This window comes from Dactylosporangium fulvum, from assembly GCF_025137375.1.
GTDB classification, from domain to species: domain Bacteria; phylum Actinomycetota; class Actinomycetes; order Mycobacteriales; family Micromonosporaceae; genus Dactylosporangium; species Dactylosporangium fulvum.
In genome coordinates this window covers 8293057-8315619 of the sequence record NZ_CP073720.1, presented here as the reverse complement: position 1 = coordinate 8315619, position 22563 = coordinate 8293057, and the positions used below count along the sequence as shown (strand labels likewise).

The 22563-nt window shown below is 72.7% G+C and carries 22 protein-coding genes; 7 read left to right on the top strand and 15 right to left on the bottom strand.

Features of this window, described 5'->3' with window-relative positions; genetic code table 11:
• Positions 1 to 48: 48 nt before the first annotated feature.
• Both Dfulv_RS38085 and Dfulv_RS38080 read right to left on the bottom strand, forming a co-directional pair.
• Entirely contained in the window at positions 49 to 687 is a 639-nt protein-coding gene (locus Dfulv_RS38085; protein WP_259858663.1) for a response regulator, read from the bottom strand.
• Complete coding sequence (locus Dfulv_RS38080; protein WP_259858662.1) at positions 651 to 2522, bottom strand: sensor histidine kinase; 1872 nt, start codon at positions 2520 to 2522, stop codon at positions 651 to 653. Before Dfulv_RS38080 ends, Dfulv_RS38085 begins: the two co-directional genes overlap by 37 nt.
• 133 nt (positions 2523 to 2655) lie before the next feature.
• On the opposite strand from Dfulv_RS38080, the gene Dfulv_RS38075 reads away from it, so the two are divergent.
• The 5 genes from Dfulv_RS38075 (at position 2656) to Dfulv_RS38055 (ending at position 7693) form a co-directional block, all read left to right on the top strand.
• Positions 2656 to 3552: an ABC transporter ATP-binding protein gene (locus tag Dfulv_RS38075; protein WP_259858661.1), complete on the top strand. Its 897-nt coding sequence runs from the start codon at positions 2656 to 2658 to the stop codon at positions 3550 to 3552.
• The gene (locus Dfulv_RS38070; RefSeq protein ID WP_259858660.1) at positions 3552 to 4292 is read left to right on the top strand and encodes an ABC transporter permease; all 741 of its coding nucleotides are present in this window, start codon (positions 3552 to 3554) and stop codon (positions 4290 to 4292) included. The genes Dfulv_RS38075 and Dfulv_RS38070 overlap by 1 nt, the downstream gene beginning before the upstream one ends.
• A 147-nt stretch (positions 4293 to 4439) precedes the next feature.
• Entirely contained in the window at positions 4440 to 5369 is a 930-nt protein-coding gene (locus Dfulv_RS38065) for a type IV toxin-antitoxin system AbiEi family antitoxin domain-containing protein (protein ID WP_259858659.1), read from the top strand.
• A 154-nt stretch (positions 5370 to 5523) separates the two neighbouring features.
• The gene (gene alr / locus Dfulv_RS38060) at positions 5524 to 6630 is read left to right on the top strand and encodes an alanine racemase (RefSeq protein ID WP_259858658.1); all 1107 of its coding nucleotides are present in this window, start codon (positions 5524 to 5526) and stop codon (positions 6628 to 6630) included.
• Positions 6623 to 7693 carry a D-alanine--D-alanine ligase family protein gene (locus Dfulv_RS38055; RefSeq protein ID WP_259858657.1) on the top strand — a complete coding sequence of 357 codons (1071 nt, stop codon included), beginning with the start codon at positions 6623 to 6625 and terminating at the stop codon, positions 7691 to 7693. Before alr ends, Dfulv_RS38055 begins: the two co-directional genes overlap by 8 nt.
• Before the next feature lie 12 nt (positions 7694 to 7705).
• On the opposite strand, the gene Dfulv_RS38050 is transcribed toward Dfulv_RS38055, so the two are convergent.
• Together Dfulv_RS38050 and Dfulv_RS49090 are read right to left on the bottom strand one after the other, a co-directional pair.
• Entirely contained in the window at positions 7706 to 8308 is a 603-nt protein-coding gene (locus Dfulv_RS38050; protein ID WP_259858656.1) for a cysteine hydrolase, read from the bottom strand.
• Positions 8309 to 8316: 8 nt separating this feature from the next.
• Positions 8317 to 8448 carry a golvesin C-terminal-like domain-containing protein gene (locus Dfulv_RS49090; protein ID WP_456319237.1) on the bottom strand — a complete coding sequence of 44 codons (132 nt, stop codon included), beginning with the start codon at positions 8446 to 8448 and terminating at the stop codon, positions 8317 to 8319.
• Between the two features lie 175 nt (positions 8449 to 8623).
• Between Dfulv_RS49090 and Dfulv_RS38045 the strand changes: the two genes are divergently transcribed.
• Positions 8624 to 9454: a phosphoribosylaminoimidazolesuccinocarboxamide synthase gene (locus tag Dfulv_RS38045; RefSeq protein WP_259858655.1), complete on the top strand. Its 831-nt coding sequence runs from the start codon at positions 8624 to 8626 to the stop codon at positions 9452 to 9454.
• A gap of 18 nt (positions 9455 to 9472) precedes the next feature.
• Here the strand turns inward: Dfulv_RS38045 and Dfulv_RS38040 are convergent, their stop codons facing one another.
• Positions 9473 to 10393 carry a proteasome assembly chaperone family protein gene (locus tag Dfulv_RS38040; protein WP_259858654.1) on the bottom strand — a complete coding sequence of 307 codons (921 nt, stop codon included), beginning with the start codon at positions 10391 to 10393 and terminating at the stop codon, positions 9473 to 9475.
• Positions 10394 to 10445: 52 nt separating this feature from the next.
• Positions 10446 to 11063, bottom strand: coding sequence for a TetR/AcrR family transcriptional regulator (locus Dfulv_RS38035; protein WP_259858653.1), 618 nt, complete (start codon positions 11061 to 11063; stop codon positions 10446 to 10448).
• Positions 11064 to 11152: 89 nt separating this feature from the next.
• Here Dfulv_RS38035 and Dfulv_RS38030 point away from each other — a divergent pair, with 89 nt between their 5' ends.
• Positions 11153 to 12079 (top strand): SDR family oxidoreductase, encoded by a 927-nt coding sequence (locus tag Dfulv_RS38030; RefSeq protein WP_259858652.1) that lies wholly within the window; start codon positions 11153 to 11155, stop codon positions 12077 to 12079.
• Positions 12080 to 12116: 37 nt separating this feature from the next.
• Here Dfulv_RS38030 and Dfulv_RS38025 read toward each other — a convergent pair whose 3' ends face one another.
• The 9 genes from Dfulv_RS38025 to Dfulv_RS37985 all read right to left on the bottom strand — a co-directional run bounded on the left by Dfulv_RS38025 (position 12117) and on the right by Dfulv_RS37985 (position 22508).
• Positions 12117 to 12821 carry a response regulator transcription factor gene (locus Dfulv_RS38025; protein WP_319805714.1) on the bottom strand — a complete coding sequence of 235 codons (705 nt, stop codon included), beginning with the start codon at positions 12819 to 12821 and terminating at the stop codon, positions 12117 to 12119.
• Positions 12764 to 13921, bottom strand: coding sequence for a sensor histidine kinase (locus Dfulv_RS38020; RefSeq protein WP_259858650.1), 1158 nt, complete (start codon positions 13919 to 13921; stop codon positions 12764 to 12766). The genes Dfulv_RS38025 and Dfulv_RS38020 overlap by 58 nt, the downstream gene beginning before the upstream one ends.
• Complete coding sequence (locus Dfulv_RS38015) at positions 13918 to 14598, bottom strand: YqeB family protein (RefSeq protein WP_259858649.1); 681 nt, start codon at positions 14596 to 14598, stop codon at positions 13918 to 13920. The genes Dfulv_RS38020 and Dfulv_RS38015 overlap by 4 nt, the downstream gene beginning before the upstream one ends.
• A 56-nt stretch (positions 14599 to 14654) precedes the next feature.
• Positions 14655 to 15815 (bottom strand): vWA domain-containing protein, encoded by a 1161-nt coding sequence (locus tag Dfulv_RS38010; protein WP_259858648.1) that lies wholly within the window; start codon positions 15813 to 15815, stop codon positions 14655 to 14657.
• A 95-nt stretch (positions 15816 to 15910) separates the two neighbouring features.
• Positions 15911 to 17095, bottom strand: a complete 1185-nt coding sequence (locus Dfulv_RS38005; RefSeq protein ID WP_259858647.1) for an AAA family ATPase — start codon at positions 17093 to 17095, stop codon at positions 15911 to 15913.
• On the bottom strand, positions 17092 to 18471 hold the full coding sequence (locus tag Dfulv_RS38000) for an ankyrin repeat domain-containing protein (protein ID WP_259858646.1): 1380 nt from the start codon (positions 18469 to 18471) through the stop codon (positions 17092 to 17094). The genes Dfulv_RS38005 and Dfulv_RS38000 overlap by 4 nt, the downstream gene beginning before the upstream one ends.
• Before the next feature lie 127 nt (positions 18472 to 18598).
• Complete coding sequence (locus tag Dfulv_RS37995; protein ID WP_259858645.1) at positions 18599 to 20146, bottom strand: ankyrin repeat domain-containing protein; 1548 nt, start codon at positions 20144 to 20146, stop codon at positions 18599 to 18601.
• Positions 20143 to 21261 carry a leucine-rich repeat domain-containing protein gene (locus Dfulv_RS37990; protein WP_259858644.1) on the bottom strand — a complete coding sequence of 373 codons (1119 nt, stop codon included), beginning with the start codon at positions 21259 to 21261 and terminating at the stop codon, positions 20143 to 20145. Before Dfulv_RS37990 ends, Dfulv_RS37995 begins: the two co-directional genes overlap by 4 nt.
• Positions 21255 to 22508, bottom strand: a complete 1254-nt coding sequence (locus Dfulv_RS37985) for an SDR family NAD(P)-dependent oxidoreductase (RefSeq protein WP_259858643.1) — start codon at positions 22506 to 22508, stop codon at positions 21255 to 21257. Before Dfulv_RS37985 ends, Dfulv_RS37990 begins: the two co-directional genes overlap by 7 nt.
• Between the last annotated feature and the right edge of the window lie 55 nt (positions 22509 to 22563).

Genomic DNA, 22563 nt, shown 5'->3' with positions numbered 1-22563 from the left:
CGGTGCGGGGTGGCTTCGGGTGGGCGCGGTTGTGGATGCCTCCGTTCGTCAGCGTTGCAGGTGGGCCAGCACCGCCAGGACGCGGCGGTTGTCGTCGTCCGACACGGGCAGGTTGAGCTTGGCGAAGATGCTGGCGATGTGTTTGCCGACGGCGCTTTCGCTGAGGTACAGCTGCTTCGCGATCGCCGCGTTGGAACGGCCCTCGGCCATCAGGGTCAGCACCTCGCGCTCGCGCGGGGTGAGGTCGCCGGTGCTGGCCGACGGGCGGGACACGAGCTTGGCGATCACCGACGGGTCCATCACGGTGCCGCCCCCGGCGACCCGGCGGACCGCGTCGATGAACTGGTCGGCGTTGAAGACCCGGTCCTTGAGCAGGTAGCCGACGGCGCCGGTGCCGTCGGCGAGCAGTTCCCGCGCGTACAACTGCTCGACGTGCTGCGACAGGACCAGCACCGGCAGGCCGGGCACCTCACGGCGGGCGGCCAACGCGGCCTGCAGGCCCTCGTCGGTGTGGCTCGGCGGGAGTCGCACGTCGACCACCGCGACGTCGGGCCGGTGCTCGAGCAGCGCCGCGAGGAGGGCCGGGCCGTTGTCGACGGCGGCGACGATTTTGAACCCGTGGCTCTGCAGCAGCAGCACCAGCCCGTCCCTCAGGAGGTAGAGGTCTTCGGCGAGGACAACACGCACGGCAGCTCCAGCGTCGCGACGGTCGGCCCGCCCGATGGACTGTGGATGGCGAGCGTCCCGTCGAAGGTACCCAATCTTCGTTCGATGCCGCGCAGGCCCGTCCCGCGCGACGGGTCGGCGCCGCCACGGCCGTCGTCGGTGACCGTGATCCGCAGGATGCCGTCGCGGTGGCGCAGGTCGATGCTGATCCGCTCGGCGCCGCCGTGCCGGGTGGCGTTGGCGAGCAACTCGCTGACGGCGAAGTAGGCGGCGGACTCGACCGGTGCCGCCGGCCGGCCGTCGAACGTTCCGGCGACGGTGACTTCGGCCGCGGTGTCGAGCGCCAGAGCCCGGACCGCGTCGGGCAGGCCGCGCTCCGACAGCACCGGCGGGTGGATGCCGCGCACCAGGTCACGCAGCTCGGTGAGCGCCGTCGCCGATGTCTCCTTCGCCTGGGCGACGAGTTTGCGGGCGGCGTCGGGGTCGGTGTCCATGAGCCGTTCGATCGCGCCCAGTGTCAGTCCGACGGCGATCAGCCGGGCCTGCGCGCCGTCGTGCAGGTCGCGCTCGATGCGGCGGATCTCGGCGGCCTGCGTGTCGAGCGCGTCGTTGCGGGTCTGGGTGAGCCGCTCGACCCGCTCCCGCAGCTCGGCCTCTTTGGCGGCCGCCTTCGTCGGGCGCAGCAGGACGGCGGTCCAGCGCGAGTGCACCCGCAGCAGCGGGCTCGTGACGGCGAGCGAGACGGCGATCAACACGATCCCGGTGACCAGGCCGAGGGTGCGGTTGCCGGCCACTGCGCCATACCACGCTGACCACTCGGCGTCGAAGAACTCCGTCCACAGCCAGGGGAACACCAGGCCCCAGCCGCCGTAGATCCCGCCCAGCACCGGCAGGCCGACGGTCGCCACCGTGACGACCGGGTCGACGCCGAGCCAGACCAGGTCGCGCCACGAGGCGACGTCGTTCCAGGTCCACTGCCAGCGGGCGTTGAACGCCGCCATGGCCTCCGTCTTGTACAGGTTGTTCCGCACCCGGTAGAGCCCGTCCGGCCGGAGCTCGGGGCGCAGCTCCGGGGTGTAGGGCGAGGGGATGCGCGCGCCGCTCCACGCGGCGAACTGCCGGCGCAGGTTGGCCAGCCAGCGGAAGTGTGACACGCCGACCGGGATCAGGAAGATGATGCCGAGCCCGAATCCGAGCCCGAAGCAGGCCATGCTGAAGGCGAACAGCACGACCTGGGTCGCGGCGCTCACCACGAGCAGACCGCAGCGCGCCCAGGCCAGCAGCACCCGGTCGATCGCCTTGCTCACCGGTGGCCGGGTCCGCGGCGCCAGCAGCCATGCGCTCCACCGGGTGACCGCGCCGACCGTCCACGGCAGGGCGGCCAGGGCGACCGGGGTGACCACAACCGTCCACAGTGGACCCCAGAGACGCAGCAGCGGCACGACGACGAGTCCCAGCGGCAGGAGCGCCACGAACGGGAACCAGAACTGCCAGGCCATGTCCCGGTTGGTGGCCGGGTCCTTCACCAGCCAGTCGAGCTTGCGGAAGAAGGCCGGGAACCGCGGCGTCTTGTACAGCGTCGAGTCGTGCCGGTAGAGCCCCTCCTTGTCCGGCTCCGGCGGAGGCGGCGGCGGCTGGTAGGGGACCGGGATCTCGCGGCCGGTCCAGTCCGCGAAGAGCCGCCGCCAGCGGTTCGTGAGCCAGCGGACCAGCTTGAACTGCGGCGGCAGTAGAAAGACCATGCCGAGGATCACGCCCGGCCCCAGCAGCGCCAGCGACACGACGAACTGCACCAGCACGACGACGGCCAGACCGGCCAGCACGATGCCGCGGTAGAGCGCCCTCACGTAGGTCATGCGCTACAGCCTTCCCCGCTGTCCTGCCCGGCACATTGGCGCGGGCTCTACATCGTGGGGTATAGCTAGGTACACCCCACCTCGGCGTCCAGCCACATTCTGCCGTGCCCCGCCGGCCAGCAGAGTTGTCGGCATGACAGTCATCGACGTTCAGCAGTTGCAGAAGCGGTACGGCGACCGCGTCGCCGTGCGGGACGTGTCCTTCTCCGTCGAGCGTGGCGAGATCTTCGGCATCATCGGGCGCAACGGCGCGGGCAAGACCACCACGGTCGAGATCGTCGAGGGACTGCGCAAGGCCGACGGCGGCACGGCGCGGGTGCTCGGCCTCGATCCGACCGACCCCGCGGTGCGTGAGCGGCTCGGGGTGCAGCTCCAGGAGTCGCAGCTGCCGGACCGGATGCGGGTCGGCGAGGCGCTGTCGCTGTTCGCCTCCTTCTACCGCAACCCGGCCGACCCCGAGGCGCTGCTCGGCCGGCTGGGACTCGGCGGATCCGTGAACCAGCAGTACAAGAAGCTCTCCGGCGGCCAGAAGCAGCGGCTGTCGATCGCGCTCTCGCTCGTCGGCTCGCCGGAGGTGGCGGTCCTCGACGAGCTCACCACCGGCCTCGACCCGCAGGCGCGCCGCGACACCTGGCAGCTCATCTCGGACATCCGTGACCGGGGCGTCACCGTCCTGCTGGTGACGCACTTCATGGACGAGGCCGAGCGGCTGTGCGACCGGATCGCCGTGATCGACCAGGGCCGTACCGTCGCCGTCGACTCGCCCTCGGGCCTCGTCCGCCGCGTGTCGTCGGGCGTGCGGGTCACCTTCCAGCCGTCCGCGCCGCTCGCTCCGGACGCCCTGGACCGGGTCACCGGCGTCACGGCGGTCAGCGTCGACGACCACACGTGGACCGTCACCGGCGCCGGCAACCTCGCCCACGAGGTCAGCTCCGCGCTCGCCGCCCTGTCCGTGGTGCCCCTCTCCCTCAACGTGCTCCAGGCCGACCTCGAATCCGCGTTCGTTTCCCTCATCTCGCAGGAGTCGTGATGCGCGCCCTCACCCGTCTCACCGTCATCGAGACCCGGCTCATGCTCCGCGAGATCTCCCCACCGCTGTTCACCGTGCTCCTGCCGGTCGCGTTGCTGGTCATCTTCGGCGCCGCGTCCAGCACCCGGAAGCCGGACCCGGCCCTGGGCGGTCACCGCAGCATCGACACGATCATCCCGTCGATGTCCGTCATGGTGGCCATGGCGATGGTGGCCTTCTTCATGCTGCCGGTCGTCCTCGCCACGTACCGCGAGAAGGGCGTCCTGCGCCGCTTCGCCACGACGCCGGTGAAGCCGTCGGCCCTGCTCGGCGCGCAGCTCATCATGAACGGCGGGGTCGTCCTGGTGGCGACGCTGCTCACGCTGGTCATCGGCGTGGCGGCGCTGGACATGCGGCTGCCCAACCTGCTGCTGGTCCTGCCGACGCTCGTCCTCGGGGTGCTCGGCCTGTTCCCGATCGGCCTGCTGGTGGCGGCGGTCGCGTCGTCGGCGAAGGCGGCGACCGGCTACGCGCTGGGGATGTGGTTCCCGTCGGCGTTCTTCGCCGGCCTGTACGTTCCGGTGGAGTACATGCCGTCGGTCCTGCGCCGGATCGGCGACTTCACCCCGCTGGGCGCCTTCCGCCAGGCGATCCAGGCGGCCTGGGCCGGCGACGTCCCGCAGCCGCTCCACCTGGTGGTGCTGGCGGTGAGCTTCCTGGCCGCGACCTACCTGGCGGTACGCCTGTTTCGCTCCGCCTGACCGCTTCCATGATCGCGGACGTTCCGATGGCCTCGGACCCACCGGAACGTCCGCGATCATGCTGTCTGTGGACGAGCGCGACGGTTGTCCACAGGACCGCAGGGTGCGGCTGGCGTTCGACGGGAACATTCGCCAGGCTTCTCCGGCATGGGGGACGAGCAGCGCGGAGCGATCAGCCGGGACCAGGCGATGCGGTCGGGCATCACGGTGGACGGCATCCGTGCGCGTGTGCTCAGCGGGCGATCGCAACGAGTGCTTCCCGGCAGCTTCGTCACCTTCAGCGGCCCGATTCCGCGTGACGCCTACCTGAGCGCGCTGGTCCTGCATGCCGGTGCGGGAGCCGTGCTGAGCCATCAGACGGCCGCCGAACTGCACGGACTCGTCGACGATCCGTCGCCGGTGGTCCATGTCACCGTGCCGGCCGGGCGGCGGCCTCGCCGGGCACCCGGCATCGTCGTGCACCGGTCCAACCGGCTGGCATCGGCGGCCCACCCGGCGCAATGGCCGCCACGCACGCGGATCGAGGACACTGTGCTCGATCTGACGCAGAGCTCGGCAAACCTCGACCGGGCGATCGGCTGGATCACGAGGGCGTGCGGCCGCCGGCTGACCACGCCGGACCGGCTGCGGGCGGCACTCTCGTCCCGCCGGAAGGTGCGCTGGCGGCGGGAACTCGGACTGGTGCTTGCCGACGTCGAGGACGGTTGCCATTCGGTGCTCGAGATCCGCTTTCTCCGCGACGTCGAGCGGTCGCACGGACTGCCGGCAGGGCGGCGCCAGCAGCCCGTCGCGGACGGCGCGGCCAGGTCCTACCAGGAAGGTCCTACCAGGACGTCGTATACGGCGGGTTCGGCCTCGTCGTGGAGCTTGACGGCCGGCTGTCGCACCCCGACGAGCTGCGTGTCCGCGACCGTCGGCGGGACAACGCGACCGTGGAGCGCGGCGAGCGGACTGTGCGATACGGCTGGATCGAGGTCGTGGCAAGGCCCTGCGAAGTGGCGGCACAGGTCGCCCGGCTGCTGCGCGCTGCGGGCTGGTCGGGCCGGCCCCGTCGCTGCGGACGGGCCGATTGCATGATCGCGGACCTTCCGATGGCCCTGGACCCACCGGAACGTCCGCGATCATGAATGGCTGTCGACGCTCTGTCGGCTTGGCAACCTGTGACCGACGGTGACGCGTCCTGTCACTATGATCGGCCCGGGCGGGTTCCGGTCGGAAAGGGGTGAAAGACGTGGGAATCGTTGCCGAGGCCGTCGTCGACCTCGACGCGATCGCGCACAACACCCGGCTTCTCGCCGGGCTCGCGGCGCCCCGGGCGGGCACCATGGTGGTGGTCAAGGCGAACGCGTTCGGTCACGGAGTGTTACCCGTCGCTCGGACCGCGCTCGCGAACGGGGCCAGCTGGCTCGGGGTCACCTCGATCGCCGAGGCGCTGGAACTGCGCGCCGCGGGCATCGACGCGCCGGTTCTCGCCTGGCTCTATGCGCACGACGACGACTTCGCCGGTGCGATCCGGGCCGGCGTCGACCTGTCCGTCTCGACCGCCGAGCACCTGGCGGCCATCGCCGCGGCCGGGCCCGCCAACGTGCATCTCAAGGTCGACACCGGCCTGACCCGCAACGGTGTCAACTGGGCGGAGTGGCCGGCCCTGGTCGAGGCCGCCGCCGCGCTGAGGGTCAACGTCCGCGGGATCTGGTCGCACCTCGCCTCCGCCGACGACCCCGGCAATCCGTCGATCATGCGGCAGGTCGACCGGTTCGAGGAGGCGCTCGCGATCGCGGGGAAGAGCGGGATCACGCCGGAGGTGCGGCACCTCGCCAACTCCGCCGGCATCGTCGACGTCCCCGGTGCGCACTACGACCTCGTCCGCGCCGGCCTGGCGCTCTACGGCGTCGAGCCCGTCGACGGTGTCATCGCCGGGCTGCGCCGGGCGATGACCCTGCGCGCCCGAGCGATCAACGTCAAGCGGGTGCCCAGCGGGATCGGTGTCTCCTACCTGCATCAATACGTCACCGACCGCGAGACGACCATGGTCCTCGTCCCGGTGGGCTACGCCGACGGCGTCCCGCGCCTGCTCAGCAACCGCGGCGAGGTAGCACTCCACGGCGAGCGGCGGCCGATCGCCGGCCGGGTCGCCATGGATCAGTTCGTGGTCGACGCCGGTGACCTCCCGGTCGCGCTCGGCGACGAGATCGTGCTCTTCGGCGCGGACCCCGCCGCGGCGCCGACCGTGGAAGAGTGGGCGGCGTGGGCCCAGACCAACCCGCATGAGATCTTGACAGGTATCGGGGCCCGGGTCCCACGAACATACGTAGGACAGGAGCATCCGCATGGCTGAAGCACGCAAGCGCGTCGCCGTCGTCTTCGGGGGGCGCAGCGGCGAGCACGAGGTCTCGTGCAAGTCGGCGTTGAGCATCGTGCGGTATCTCGACCGCTCCCGCTACGAGGTCGTGCCGGTGCGGATCACGCCCAACGGCACCTGGGTCTTCGGCGCCGACGCCGACACGCCGGAGGAGCTCGACCTGGAAGGCCTGCTCGACCTCACGAAGGAGACCGGCGAGGTCGCGCTGACCAGCCTCGCCGACGCGATCGGCACGATGCGCGAGTCCGACGTGATCTTCCCCGCCATCCACGGGCCCTACGGTGAGGACGGCACGATCCAGTCGGTCCTGGAGATGGTCCGGTTGCCGTATGTCGGCAGCGGGGTCTTCGCCAGCGCGGCCGGCATGGACAAGGAGTTCACCAAGAAACTCCTCGTCGCCGAGGGGCTGCCGGTCGCCGACGGGGTCGTGCTGCGCGGCGGCAAGGGCACGCTCACGGCCGAGGAGAAGGAGCGGCTCGGCCTGCCCGTCTTCGTCAAGCCCTCGCGCGCCGGCTCCAGCCTCGGCGTGTCGAAGGTCAACGACTGGAGCGGGCTCGACGCGGCCCTCGCCGAGGCGCGCGACAGCGACGCCAAGGTGCTCGTCGAGGAGATGGTGCACGGCCGTGAGGTCGACCTCGGTGTGCTGGAGCACCCCGACGGCTCGCTGCAGGTCGGGCCGCCGCTGGAGATCCGCTTCCCGGACAAGCACACGTTCTTCGACTACGAGGCGAAGTACCTCGACCCGTCGACGATCTTCGACATCCCCGCCCGCCTCGAGCCGGCGACCATCGAGCGCCTGCAGGACCTGTCGGTGCGTGCCTTCCGCGCGCTGGAGTGCCGCGGCCTGCTGCGGGTGGACTTCTTCCTGCGCTACGGCACCGAGCCCGTCATCAATGAGGTCAACACGTTCCCCGGGTTCACCGCGGTTTCGCAGTATCCGCAGATGTTCCGGGTGGCCGGCCTGGACTACCCCGCGCTCTGCGACGTCCTCATCCGGACGGCGCTCGCGCGGACGCCCAAGCCGGCCATCGGCAGCTGAGCAACAAGAACGCTAGAGCTGCGACACGAAGTCGGTGGAGGACATCGGGGTCGAGAACATCGGGAAGTCGTACTTCAACGCGTTGTCGTGCTCCTCGACGGAGGTCGCGGCGACGCAGTCCTGCAGCGTGATCACCTGGTAGCCGTGCTCGTAGCCGGTGCGCATCGTCGACTCGACACAGCAGTTGGTCAGGAACCCACCGAGGGCGATCGTGGTGATCCCCTTGCTGCGCAGGATGAAGTCGAGATTGGTGCTGGCGAACGTGTCCAGCCCGCGCTTGCCCTCGACCACGATGTCACCCGGCTGCGGTGCCAGCTCGTCCACGATCTCGGCGCCCCACCCGCCCTTCACGAACGCGTTGCCGTCGACGACGCCCTTGAGGATGCCGTACGGGTGGGAGGTGATCTCGTTGTAGCCGGGGGCGAACGTGATCGGGGCGTGGATGATCGTGACCCCGGCGGCGCGGGCGGCCGCGACGGCCTTGCGGGTGTTGGTCATCATGTCGGTCTTGTCCATGACGGCCCGCACGGCGCCGTGAAAGGCGCCGCCCTCGGACACGAAGTCGTTCTGGTACTCGATGAGGACGATGGCGGTCTTGGCGGGGTCGATGGCCATACACACTCCTAAGAACGAACGAACCGCGCGGCGTCCGCGATCACGTAGCCGTCCGTCTGCTCCGTGCGGATCAGCAGCGAACCCGCGCTCCCGGCCGTGAACTGGAACGTCCCCAACGCTACCCACTGCCCGCCCCGCACGCGCTGATCCACCGAAAGCGACGATGTCGATCGGCACGTTGCCGGCGGCGCCCGGCCCGGTGGTGGTCATGCCGCCGACGTGGATCCCGGTGCCGCCGCTGCGCCACCGGGGGTGGTGGGAGCGCGCCACCGCACCCCGAAGATAGAAGGGGGTCTAAACGTTAGGCTGACTGGCGTGAAGCTGCTGCACTCCGGCAAGGTCCGCGACGTCTACGCCGACGGCGACGACCTGCTCCTGGTGGCGTCCGACCGCATCTCGGTCTACGACGTGGTTCTGCCGACCCCGATTCCGGACAAGGGCAAGGTGCTCACCCGGCTGTCGCTGTGGTGGTTCGAGCAACTCGCCGACATCGTGCCCAACCATGTGATCTCCGGCGACGACGTGCCGGCCGAGTTCGCCGGCCGGGCCATCCGGTGCCGCCGGCTGGACATGCTGCCGGTGGAGTGCATCGCACGGGGCTATCTCGCCGGGCTCGGCCTCAGCGAGTACAGGGCGAAAGGCGAGGTCTCCGGTGTGCCGCTGCCCGCCGGTCTGGTGGAGGGGTCGCGACTGCCGTCGCCGGTCTTCACCCCGACGACCAAGGCGGCGGTGGGGGAGCACGACGAGTTCATCACCCTCGACGAGGTGCGGACCCAGATCGGCAAGGATCTGGCCGACGAGCTACGCGACCTCACCCTGCGGATCTACTCGCGGGGCGCGGAGATCGCGGCGGAGCGCGGCATCGTCGTGGCGGACACCAAGCTGGAGTTCGGCCGGGCGCCCGACGGCACGGTCGTGCTCGCCGACGAGGTGCTCACCCCGGACTCGTCCCGTTTCTGGCCGCTGGACCAGTGGGAGCCGGGCCGGACGCAGTTCTCCTTCGACAAGCAGGCCGTGCGCGACTGGTCCCGCGGGACCGGCTGGGACCAGACCGCGCCGGGCCCCGAGATCCCGGAGGACGTCGTGGCGCTGGCGCGGTCCCGTTACGTCGAGGTGTACGAGCGGCTCACCGGCACCAGCTGGTAGGCAGGCCCGGGACAGGGCCTAGCCCAGCGGCGGGTCGTCGCCGTTGCGGGTGTGCTCCGCGAGGAAGCGCTCCAGCTCGGCGCCGATCTCGTCGGCCGTCGGCAGCGGCGCCGGGGACTCGGCGAGCAGGTTGTTCTGCCGGCCGCGGGTGTAGGCGTCGTACTGCTCCTCGAGCGCCCGCACCAGCGAGGCGGCCTCGTCGGCCTGGGCGATCTGCAGGTCGATCTCGGCCCGGACCGACTCGGCGGCCCGGTGCAGCTCGTCGGTCGGCAGCCGCAGGCCGGTCGCCTCGGACACGCAGCTCAGCAGCTTTTCCGCGGCGGCCGGAAACTCGGCCTGCGCGACGTAGTGCGGCACGTGCACCGCGAAGCCGAACGCGTCACGGTCGTCCTGACCGATGCGGAACTCGAGCAGGTTGCCGACGCTCGCCGGCACCTGCACGCGCTGGAGCCACGGCTCGAAGCCGGAGATCAGGTCGCGGCTGGTGCCGTGCGCGGTCACCCCGGTCGGCCGGGTGTGCGGCACCGCCATCGGGATCGCGTTGAGCCCGACCGTGGCCCGCACGTCGAAGCGCTCGATCAGCTCGAGAACGGCCGCGGTGAACCGCTCCCACTGCAGGTCGGGCTCGGGGCCGTCGAGCAGCAGGAACTCCGTGCCGTCCGCGTCGCGCAGCGCCCGCAGCAGCAGTTGGGGCCGCTCGTAGTGCTCCCAGTGGTCCTCGACGAACAGCATCGCCGGGCGGCGGCTGCGGTAGTCGTAGAGCTGGTCGAGGTCGAACGTGGCGACGGTTCGGGGTGAGCCGATGGTGAGCAGGTGTTCGCGGGCGAGTCGGCTGGCGTTGCCGGCGTCGACGAAGCCCGTCAGCGCGTGGACGAGCACCGGCCGGTCGAGTGCCGGCAGGTCGTCGCTGAGCGCGTACAGCTCGCTGGGGTTGAGCACCGGAGCACAGCCTCCTCGTATCTTTCTGCGTGTAACCCGTCCGTCCGGAGGATCATTCCATCCCGGTCGCCCAGGGATTCGTGAGGATCGCGTAGACGAGCTCGCCGACCGCGGGCGCGAGCGAGGTGAACGACGGCCCGGCGCCGGTGTAGGGGTCGGAGACCTGCAACATCATCTCGTGCACCCCTCCGACCAGGGCGATCGCCAGCAGTTGCGACAGCGTCGGGATGGCCGGGTCGACGGCCCGGGCCGTGTCGACCATCTCGACCAGCGTATCGGCGAACCGGCGCTGCATCTGCTGGCGCAACCGGTAGGCCTTCGGCCCGGCGGCCTGGATCTCCACCAGCAGCGTCCGGGTGACCGCCGGCATGCTCTCCAGCGCGTTGAGGTATGCGGTGACACCGTCGTTGACGAGCGCTTTCCACGACTTCTGCCCGCCGACCGCGGCGCTGCGCACGACGGCCAGGAGGTGCTCGCAGCCCTGCTCGTAGAGGGCCATGAGGCAGGCTTCCTTGTCGGTGAAGTGCTCGTAGAAGGTGCGCTTCGACACACGGGCGTGCATGACGATGTCGGCGATCGTCGTCGCCGCGTAACCTTTCGCGGCGATCGACGCGGCCAGTCCGCCGGTGAGGTCTTCCCGGAGCGCCTCGGCGGTCCTGGTGGTCGTCATGCGCTCCCCGTTCCTCGGCCTTCCGTCACAATGCTCCCGGGTGCTATTTTGCCTGGTACTGAACGGTACCGCCGATGGGAGGCGCCGCTGTGAAGCGCAGTCTGTCCGGCCGGGTGGTGCTCGTCACCGGGGCCGCCCGGGGCATCGGTGAACATACCGCCAGGCTCGCCGCCGCCCGTGGCGCCCGGCTCTCCCTCGCCGGCCTCGAACCCGACCGGCTCGCCACGCTCGCCGGCGAGCTGGGTGCGGTGTGGTTCGCGTGCGACGTGACCGACCAGGCCAGTATGGACGCCGCTGTCGAGGGCACGATCGCCGCGTACGGCCGGATCGACGCCGTCGTCGCCAACGCGGGCGTGGCGAGCCGCGGCACGGTCGCCACCGGCGACGTCGAGGCCCTGGTGCGCACGGTCGAGGTCAACCTGGTGGGCGTCATGCGCACCGCCGCCGCCTGCCTGCCGCACCTCATCACCACCAAGGGGTACCTGCTGATCGTCGCCTCGGCGGCCTCGTTCGCGGCGCTGCCCGGCATGGCCCCGTACTGCGCGTCGAAGGCGGGCGTCGAGCACTTCGCCAACGCGGTGCGGCTCGAGGTCGCTCATCACGGCGTGCGGGTCGGCACCGCGCACCCGTCGTGGATCGACACCGACCTGGTCCGCGACGCCAAGGACGACCTGCCGTCGTTCCGGGAGACGCTGCACCGCCTGCCACCGCCGCTGGGCTCGACGACGTCGGTGGAGCGCTGCGCGGAGCTGTTCGTCGACGCGCTGGAACGCCGCCGCCGCAAGGTCTTCGTCCCGCGCGGTGTGGCCCTGGTGTACTGGCTGCGGACGCTGGTCAACAGCCGCCCGGCCGAGCTGCTGGTCGAGCGGCAGGCGCGCCGCAGCGTGCCGGTGATGGAGGCCCAGGTGCGGTCCCTCGGCCGGGGCTTCGGCACGACCACCGCCGCTGCGCTCCGGCCGCCGGTCGAGGAACCCCCGTCGGCGGGATTCATCGCCGACCGCTACCACCACCGCTGACCGGGCCGGCCGCCACCGGCCCTCACCGCGAGCCGGGTCAGGCCTGGCGGGCCTCGTGGACCAGGATCGCGACCTGGACGCGGTTGGCGCAGCCGAGCTTCGCGAGGATCCGGGACACGTAGGTCTTCACGGTCGCCACGCTCATGTGCAGGGCGCCGCTGATCTCGGCGTTGGACCGGCCCTCGGCGACCGCCTCGGCGACGTCACGCTCGCGCGGGGTCAGCGTGTCGAGGGTCCTGGCCGCGTTACGCCGCCGCTCGTCGCTCTCGTCGTGGACGATCCGGGCGATGAGCTGCTTGACGACCGAGGGTGACAGCATCTGTTCGCCGGCCGCCACACGCCGCACCGCGTCCAGGATGGCCAGCGGCGGGGTGTCCTTCAGCAGGAAGCCGTGTGCTCCGAGGCGCAACGCCCGCAGCACGTGGTCGTCGGTGTCGAACGTGGTCAGCACGACCACCGCCGGCGCCGAACCGGCCGCCTGCAGCGCCTCCAGGGCGGCGAGGCCGTCCATGCGCGGCATGCGGATGTCCATCAGGACCACGTCGGGCCGCAGTGCCCGCACCGCCTGCACGGCCGCGGCGCCGTCGCCGGCCTCCCCGACCAGCTCGATGTCGGGATCGCCGCCGAGCACCATGCCGAGACCGGCGCGCACCAGCGCGTCGTCGTCGACGATGAGGACCCGGATCACGTCCGCCACGGCAACCACGCCTCCAGGTGGAACCCGAGCCCGTCCTCGGGGCATCCGCCGACGGTCCGGCGGGGGCCGTGCTCCAGCCGGCCGCCGGCCAGGCTGACCCGCTCCGCCAGGCCGACCAGCCCGGACCGCGACCCGGGCAGCGTCGGCGTCACGGGTGCCGGCGGGAGCGGGTTGCGCAGCCAGACGTGCAGCTCGCCCTGCTCCGTGCGGTCGAGGTGGACGGTCACCTCGGTGCCGGGAGCATGCTTGCGCGCGTTGGTGAGCCCCTCCTGGACCAGCCGGAACGCCGTCCTCGTCACCGCCGCGGGCAGGGTCTCCGGCTCCGTCAGCCGGTTGTCGAGGTCGACCGGCGTGCCGGCCCGGCGTGCCTCCTCGACCAGCTCGTCGAGGTCGTCGAGGTCCTGCCGGGGGCGCAGTGCCTCGTCGTCGCTCGTGCGCAGGACGCCGAGGATCTCCCGCAACTCCTCCATGGCCTGGTGCGCGCTGGCCCGGATCGTCGTGCCCGCCTCGGCGACCTGATCCCGCGACAGGTCCCGCCGGATCTCCAGCGCCCCGGCGTGCAGGCTGATCAGCGAGATCCGGTGGGCGAGCACGTCGTGCATCTCCCGGGCGATCCGCTCGCGTTCCAGGCCGCGCAGCAGGTCGGCGCGCTGCGCCGCCTCGGCCTCGGCCCGCGCGGCCCGGTCGCGCAGCGACGCGATCAGCTCCCGCCGGCTGCGCACCGTGACGCCCCACGCGATGGCCACCGCGAAGAGCGCGAACGCGACTGTGGTGGCGCCGACCAACTGCAGGTCCGGGTCGGGATAGATGATGGTGAACGGAATCGGTGCCACGAGGTGGGCGGCCGCCACCCACAGCGCCACGCGGAGCGGCCGGTGGACGGTCACGCCGAACACCGCGATCAGCGCCGCGCCGCCGGCCATATCGGTGACGGCGGCCGGGATCAGCATCAGCAGCGCGACGTGCACCGGCCACTTCCGCCGCCACCACAGCAGGACGATCGCCGGGATCGTGACCGCGGTCGACAGCAGGAACCGCTCGTCGGACATGAGGCCGTTGTCCAGCGCGGTGGCCGCCGCCATCAGGGCGATCAGCAACGCGATGACGGTCGCGGTCAGGTCGACGAAGAGGTTGCGGGCCCTCATGACCGCACCAGGGGCCGCCAGTGCTGGGCGGTGCCGACGTCACGGACCGTGTAGCCGAGCTTCTGCACCTCGTCGCGCAACTCGGCGGCGTCGGTGGCGCTCTTCTTGCTCAGCGCCACCGCACGGGCGGCCAGGACCGCGTTGACCGCCGGCGGCAGGTCGGGCAGGTCGGGCACCCAGCGGCGGAACAGCTGCTCATACGGGTCCGCGGTGACCCATGGGTAGCCGTGCGCGCGGAACGCCTGCTCCACCTCGGGCCGGTCGGCGTGCTCCAGTTTGTCCCGGACGACCTGCCGGGACTCACGGTCGAGGACCACGAGGAGGTTGCCGTCGACAAACACCGCGTCGACGTCGTGGCGGGCGACGCTCCTGGTCTTATCGCCCTCCGCCAGCCGCAGCTCGGCGTCGGTGATGGTGACCCTCAGCGTCTCGTGGACGGCCAGGAACGCCAGTGCCGCACCCAGCAGCACGCCGGCGGCTATCGTCGGGATGCGGCCCCAGCCCTCGTCGAGCTCCGAGATCAGCCGCAGCGGCCCGGCGAACGGCGTCCACGGCAGCGACAGCAGCCACCGGGCGGCGGCCGGCAGCCCGTATCCCACCCCGGCGCCGAGCACGGGCAGGCCCAGGACGAGCAGCATCCGGTCGAACCGCGAAAGACCCAGGACGTGATCAGGCATACCGCTCACGGTAGGCAGGCATCCGGCCGGCCGACAGTCGCCAAAAGTCGTCACCGTCATACCGAAGTTGTATCCGTGATGTGGATCGCCTCGACCCAGTTCGGCGGCATCGTCGGGTGTTCGCCGATGAGTCCGGCGATGAGCCGGCAGCCGGTCGGCTCCGCGGGCCACGGCGTCGCGCCGTCGGTGAGCACCACGATGATCTGCGGCGGGTCCGGCACGGCCCGGGCCGCGGCGATGCCGACCCGCATGTCGGTGCCGCCGCCCCCGCCGAGCCGGACCTGCTCCGCCTTGGTCACCCGGGTCACCGCGTGCACGTCGGCATCACAGGCCAGGACCGTGACCCGGTTGCCGCGGATGCCGACCGCGCGCAGCACCCCGGTCACCTCGCCGAGCGCCGAGGCCAGGTCGTCGGGGCCCATCGAGCCGGACGTGTCGACGACGATCGCGACCCGGGGCAGCGGCTGCCGCAGGCTCGGGAGCACCACCCCGCGCAGCGCCGCGGTCCGCCGCCCCGGCCGCGCATACGTGTAGTCGACAGCACCGCTCGCCCACGCCACGGCCTGGCGCAGCGCGCCGGTCAGCAGCCGCCGCCAGTCGACGACCGGCTCGGCGATCCGGTCGGCCCACCGCTGCCAGCCGCCGGGCACCGTGCCGCGGGAGCGCACGCGGGCGCGGATCGCGTCGGCGGTCTGCCGCCGGATCGCGTCGGCCTCCACCGGCCGCACCGACGGCGCACCGGTCTCACCGAGCTCTCCCGGCACACCGATCCCGTGCGCCCCGGAGCCGCACTGGACGTGGACGACGTGCGAGTGCGGGATGCCCGTGAGGTATTCTTCGAAGAGCTTCCCGGCCGGAAGGCTGAACGTTTTCGGCTCCACCCGGTCCGCCGGCAGCGCCAGCCCGTCGGCCACCAGGTCGTCGTTGATCTCGCAGTCCTGGGCGAGATTGACCCGGTGGTGGTCGACCCGGTCGGCGGTGGGCAGCCGGTCGGCCCGCCCGTGGTGGTCGCGCAGCAGGTGGGCCACCTCGTGGATCCACACCCCGGTCAGCTCCTCCACGTCGTGCGCGGCGACGAACGCCGGATTGACGTAGAGCCGCCAGCGCCGGTCGACGCCCATGGTAGCCAGATGCCGGCTGGCGACCACCGACAGCGCATACAGCGCCGACGCGAGATAGGGCCGCTGGTTCGCGGCCCGGTAGCGGGCGGCGAGCAACTTCGTCCGGTCGAGCTCGGCGGCCGCGGTCGGCTCCGCCCCGGCCGCCGGGCCCGGCTCCGCCCCGGCCGCCGCGGTGGGCTCCGTCCCGGCGGTCAGCGCAGCGCTCCCGACAGGCGCAGGATGTCGACGAACGCGTCGATCGTCGGCGGCACCGGCCAGGCCGGCTGGCGCATCATGGCGAGGTCCGTCGCCGCGCGGGCCGCCACGTCCGGCACGCCGGCGTCGACGGCCTTCGCCAGGACGGTCCAGGCCGCGTTCCAGCGGGACTGGGTGGTGTCCGACTGGACGGCCGCGACGATTGCGGTCAGGAAGGCCAGCTGGCGGTCGCCGCGGGACGGCAGCTGGAAGGCGTCGGGGTTGGCCAGCACCCGGTTGGGGTCGGGCAGGTCGAGCTCGTCGAGGTAGTTGACCAGCTCCAGGCCCGCGCCGTCGCCGATCGCGCCGACCAGGGCCGTCGACAGCGCCGCACGGCTGGCGTCGCTCGCCATGCCGAACGTCAGCAGCCGCAGCGCCATGTCCCAGGTGCGCGGGGACGGCCAGGCACCGCCGCGGGACTCGGCGTCGGCGGGGAGATGGTGGGCCAGGCCGGGCCGGGCGGTCAGGAAGCCGGACAGGGTGCCCCGCGCGCGGGCCAGCGCCGAGACGGTGCGCTTGGGGTCGACGCGCGGGATGTCGGCGGTCGGCCAGGTGCCGGCCAGCCCGCGGGCGACGACCGCCGGGTCGTGGGTCCAGTGCAGGTGCACGAACCGGTTGGCCAGCGGCGGGCTCAGGTGCCAGCCGTCAGCGGCGCTGGACGGCGGGTTGGCGGCGGCGACCACGCGGATCGCCGGGGGCAGCTCCAGGCTGCCGACCCGCCGCTCCAGCACCACCCGCAACAGCGCGGCCTGGACGGCCGGCGGCGCCGAGGACAGCTCGTCGAAGAAGACGAGGCCGAACCCCTGGCGTGCCAGCCGCACCGCCCAGTCCGGCGGGGCCATCGGCACACCCTGCGTCGCCGGGTCGTCGCCGACGACCGGCAGCCCGGCGAAGTCGGACGGCTCGTGGATGCTCGCGATGACCGTCTCCATCGGCACGGCGAGGCGGTCGGCGAGCTGTTGCAGTGCCGACGACTTGCCGATGCCGGGCTCGCCCCACAGCAGCACCGGCAGGTTGGCCGACACGGCGAGCGCAAGCGCCTCCAGCTGCGTGTTCGGCCGCAGCTCCACGCGTGTCTGGCGGGTGACGGCGAGCAAATCGTCGGCGGCGGCGAGCAGCGAGTAGGCGGAACCCTGCATCATGCCCGAGAGGCTAACGCCCCGGTGCGACAGAAAAGTTCGTCGTACCGGCGGTGCTGCCGGGCCAGCGCCGCGGCGTCCGTGCCGTCGGGCAGGGCCGCGTCGCGGCGGGCGCCGGCCGCCACGAGCGCGCGGATCAGCTCGGCCGAGCCGCCCCGCGCGACCGCGTGCAGCAGCGGCGTGTGCCCCTCGGCGTCGCGGGCCTCCGGGTCCAGGCCGGCCGCGAGAAGCTTGTGCAGCAACGGTACTGGCGACGGCACCCAGCTGAGCATGTGCAGCAGGGTCCGCCCGCGCGGATCGGTCCAGCCCGTGACCGCGGCGAAGCAGCCGGTGAGCGGCGCGCCGCCGAGGGCGCGGAGCGCCTGTTCCCGGCGGAGCTCCTCGGTGGTGTGCGGGACCGCCGTCCTCCCGTCGGTCATGACGACCGGATGCCAGTCGCCGTGGCAGCGCACCCGGATGGTGGCGAGCTCCCGGGCCGGTCCCGGACGGCGGACGGGCGGCGCGTCGGGGAACATGGCCGCGGCGACCAGCGGGTGCAGCGCCGCGGCCGGCAGGTGGCCGAGCCGGACCAGGTCGATGTCGATCGACCGCTCGGCCCGCGCGATCGGCACCGTCGGCAGCCTTTCGTTCCGGCCGGACCACGACCCCTCGGGAACGGCGCGTAGCGTCTCCGCGTCGACCCGGACCGCGTGCCCCCAGCGGAGCGGGACCAGCACGGCGGGCGTGCCGTGGCGGGCGGCCGTCGCGCGGATCACACCCGGCAGCCGGACCAGGTCGTGCCGGCCGGCGCGCAGGCAGTGCCCGGCGACGGTCAGGGCGTACGACGGCACGGTGTGGTCGTCGAAACCGCTGACGTCGAAGCCCGCGTGGGTCCAGGCCGCCCGCCACTCGCCCGCGTCCTGGAGCCGCAGGAGTTCCTCGTCGACCGGCATCCGCAGGTCCGCCGTGCGGCGGCTGTCCCACCGCTCCCGGCTCAGGTGCAGACCGTTGTCGAGCTCGTGCCGGTCGATCCGGGTGAACCGCAGCACCAGCCGCTGGTGCTCGCCGACCGGATGGCGCCGCTCCACGAGCAGGTTGTATCCGCCCGGGTACAGCGCGAGCGGCGCCTGCGTGTGGGGCAGGGCGAGCACCTCGGGCCAGCGCGGGAAGTGCCAGCGCAGGAGGTCGGGGACGAGATGGCGCAGGTCGTCGTCGACCCGCTCGGCGACCTCGGCACCGGCGAGGCGGGTGACGGCGGCGGGGTCGACGCCGACCTCGATGTTCGCCGCCTCGCAGGCGCCCCGCCAGTCCCCGGCGAGGCGGCACTCGGTGGCCCGCTCGATCATCCACGGCGGCACCGCGAACCGCCGGACCCGGACCCAGGCCCGGTAGTCGGTCATGCGCCCTCCGCTGCGCTCCGGCCGCCTGGTCTATGCCCTGAGACCATGGTGACCGGCCCTCCGCTTCGCTCCGGACCGGTCAGGCTGTGCTCATGGTGACCGGCCCCTCCGCTTCGCTCCGGACCGGTCACGCGAGCAGCTCCGCCAGGAAGCCCAGATCGTCCTCGCGGTGGCGGTGCAGCGAGTCCCGCAGCGAGTCGCCGACGTGGTCCTGGGTGTCCGGCCGGGCGCCCGCCGCGAGCAGCGCCCGCACCAGCTCCGGCGAGCCGCCGCCGTGCACGGCGGTGTGCAGCGGCGTACGGCCGCGCGCGTCCCGGGCCTCCACGTCGAGCCCGGCCGCCAGCAGCCGGTGCGGCAGCGCCAGGTCGCCGGGCGCGGTCATCAGTCCGGGCAGCAGGTGCAGGAGGGTGCGCCCGTGTAGGTCCCGGGCGTGCGGGTCGACACCCGCGTCGAGCAGGGCGGTCACGCCGGTGAGGTCGCCGTGCTGGGCCCGCAGCATCAGGTCGCGCCGCTGGTCGTCGAGGTGGCGTGGCAGCCGGCCGGCCCGGTCCCGCCACGCGTGCTCGGCGGCGAAGCAGCCGTGGAGCTGCCCGCCGAGGGCCCGCAGCGTGTGCTCCCGCTGCCGTTCCTCGTCGCTGTGCGGGATCTCGAACCGGCCGCCGGTCATGCGTACCGTGTGCCAGGCGCCGTTGCACCGCACCCGCACCGGTCCCGGCGCCAGGTCGTCCGCGGCCGGCGAGGGCACCGGAGACGACGGGAAGAAGGCGGCGAACACGAGCGGGTGCAGCTCGTGCGGTGGCAGGACGCCGAGGCGCACGAGGTGCACGTCGATCGGGCGGCGCAGCGTCGACGGCTCCAGCCGGCCGGGGGTTCCCTCGCGGTGGTAGTCCAGCTCCACCCACTCCCCGCGCGGGCGGGGCCCGTCGAGGCCGGTGAGCCGCACCTCGTGATACCAGCCGACCTTCACGCCGACGTGGTCGAGCCCCTCTTCGGCGGCCAGGCGCCGGGCCGCGCCGAGCACGACCGCCGGGTCCACGTCGAGCTCGGTGAAGGCCAGCCCGAGGTACCGCCGCCGCCAGGACCGTTCGTCGGCCTCCGGCGGTGGCGGCAGGTCGATCCCGGCCGCGACCCACGCGTCCGCGGTGCGGCCGGCGTCCTGCAGCGCCAGGACCGGCGACTCGCGCAGTGGTTCGAACGTGTCCGCGCCGCAGGTGCGCCGCAGCAGCTCCGGCGCCTCCCGCACGTCCCAGAGGTGGCGCTGCGCGGTGAGGTCGAGGACCCCGTGGTACTCCTCGTCGGCCTCGGCCGCGGCCTCGCCCGCCACCAGCAGCCGCAGCCGTTGCGAGCCGAAGCCGAGGCGGGGGAGGGCCACGTAGAGCGCGGAGCTGCCGGACCTGGCCAGCACGACGAGCTGCCGCGGTGTCAGGGTCGTGTCGCCGCGGGACGGGCGGCGGGGCAGGTGCCAGCGCAGCAGGTCGGGCGCGAAGTGCCGCAGGTCGTCGGCGAAGAGTCCGAAGTCGTCGCGGCCCACGTCGATGTTCGCCGCCGCGCACGCCCCGCGCCAGTCGCCGGCGAGGCGGGCCGCGGTCGCCGCGCGGATCATCGTGGCGGGCACCGCATACTGCCGGACGCGCCGCCAGGCGCCCAGCTCGGCGGCGGGGATCAGCGCGCTCACCGGTACACGCTCACGATCTCGCTGCCGGGTGGGGCGTCGTCGGCGGGCAGCAGCGCGGCGACGGCCCGCTTGACGCGGCGCGGCACGTCGGGGCCGAGCGCCAGGCGGCGCAGCGCGGTGCGGCCGCTCTCCACGGCCGCCAGCAGCTGTTTGGCGCCGCGCCCGCCGACGCCGGTGTGCCGCAGGTCGAGCCGGCGCAGCGGGCTGCCCGGCAGCGCCTCCGCCAGCGCCGCGGCGCCTTCGTCGCCCACCACGTTGTCGGAGGCGCCGAGGATCCGCAGCGACTGCGGCCGGCTGAGATCCAGGCTGTCCATCATGGACAGCCGTGCGGCGAGCGTCCGCACGGTCTCGGTGGACAGGCCGTTGCCGCCCAGCCCGAGTGTGGTCCCCGGCCGGTGGACGGCGGCGACGACCGGCTCGGCGCCCTCGTCGGTCAGCCGGTTGGCGGCGAGGAACAGCCCGGTGACGCCGCAGTCGCGCAGCAGCGCGGCCAGCAGGGGAGCAGCGGAGGGGCCGAGCCCGTTGCCGCCGAGGAACACCCGCGTGACCGGCCGTGACCGGGCGGCCAGTGCGTCGACCAGCGTCGCCAGCCCGTCGGCCGTCAGGCCGGTGTTCACCAGGTCGAGCGTCTCGATGGCGGTGTTGCGCCGCAGCATCGTCGCGAGCGCGGTGACGCCCGCGTCGCCGAGCGGGTTGCGCTTCAGCCACAGCGCCCGCACGCTGCCGTCGGTGGCCAGCCGCTCGAACAGCGGCGCGGCGCCGGCCGCGTCGATCGCGTTGCAGCCGAGGTAGAGGGTCTGCAGGTGATGGTCCCCGCCGAGCGCCGCGGCGAGCGCGTGCGTGCCCTCGGTGCCGAGGCTGTTGGTGCCGAGCAGCAGGTGGACCGCGTGCGGCGAGCCGACCACGCGGTCGAGCACGCGCGTCACCCCCTCCGGCCCCAGGCCCTGTTTGCACAGGTCGAGGCGCCCGTCCGGCTGGAGCGTGCCGAGCGGGAACCGCTCGGTGCCGCAGACCGGCGCCGGATCGCCGAGGCGCTCCAGCAGCGGCGTCAGAGTAGCCGGATCCGCCCGCGGCACCGCAGGCGCGTCGAGCACGGGACACGCGATCTCTACCACTGCACCACCCGATAGTCCTTCAGGAAGGCACCGGAGATCCGGTCGCCGTGGACCCCGCGGACGATCGGATCGTAGACCCGGGCCGCACCGTCGACCACGTCGAGCGGCACCCGGAATCCGGCCTCATGCAACGCCTCCTTGGTCGCCTGCGGCCGCTCGTCGGTGACCCAGCCGGTGTCGACGCTCGTGACGTGGATGCCGTCGAGCGCGTATTCGCCGGCGATGGTGCGGGTCAGCATGTTGAGGCCGGCCTTGGCCATGTTGGTGTGCGGGTGCCGGCTGGTCTTGTGCGGGCGGCTGAAGCTGCCCTCCATCGCCGAGACGTTGACGACGTACCGGTCGGGGTGCGGCGACGCCCGCAGCAGCGGCCGCAGCTGCGCGATGAGCATGAACGGCACGAAGGCGTTGATGACCTGCACCTCCATCCATTCCCGCGGGGTGACCTCGTGCAGGCGCAGCGTCCAGCTGTTGACCGGCCGCAGGTCGAGCGGCTCGCCCGTCTCGTCCACCAGCCCGGCCGGGAAGAAGTCCACTGTGGACGCGGGGCCGGTGAGCTCCAGCCCTTCGGCACGGCGCAGCTCGCGATGGTACTCCGCCGGCCGCTGGATGGTCTGCGCCGCGTTGTTGACGAGGATGTCGAGGTGGTCCCAGCGGGCCTTGACCGCGTCGACGAGCCCGACCACGGCGGGCAGGTCGAGGAAGTCGACGCCGTGGACGTGCAGTCGGTCCAGCCACTCGGCGGCGTCGGACTGGTCGGCGAAGCGGCGCACGGCGTCCCGCGGGAACCTGGTGGTGACCACGACCTCGGCCCCGTCGCGCAGCAGCTTCAGCGCCGTGTGGAAGCCGATCTTGATCCGCCCGCCGGTGACGAGCGCCCGCCGGCCGCGCAGGTCGCACCGGGCGTTCCGGCGGACGGTGTTGTCGTCCGCGCAGGTCGCGCACATCTGCGGGTACGCCTGGAGCACCCGGCGGTAGGGCGATTTGCAGATGTAGCAGGCACGGGCCCGTACCAACTCGGCGGCCTCGGTGCCGGGAGCGGTGATCAGCCGCCGGTCGTGCGCGGCGGAGGCCTGCCGGCGCCGGGTCTTCTGCTGTTTCTTGCGGAGTTTGTACGACCTGGCGACCGCCTCGCGCACCCGCAGCGCGTCCGGGTCGTCGCGGTCGGTGTCACCGGTGTCGTCGGCGTCGTCGATGGCGGCCAGCACGCGCAGGCACGTCTCGACGTCGGCGGGGTCCAGGCGGGGCACCGCCGCAGCCTAATGGTGTCGGCCGGTGGTGGTGGACCGGCCGTGGCGACCTGCC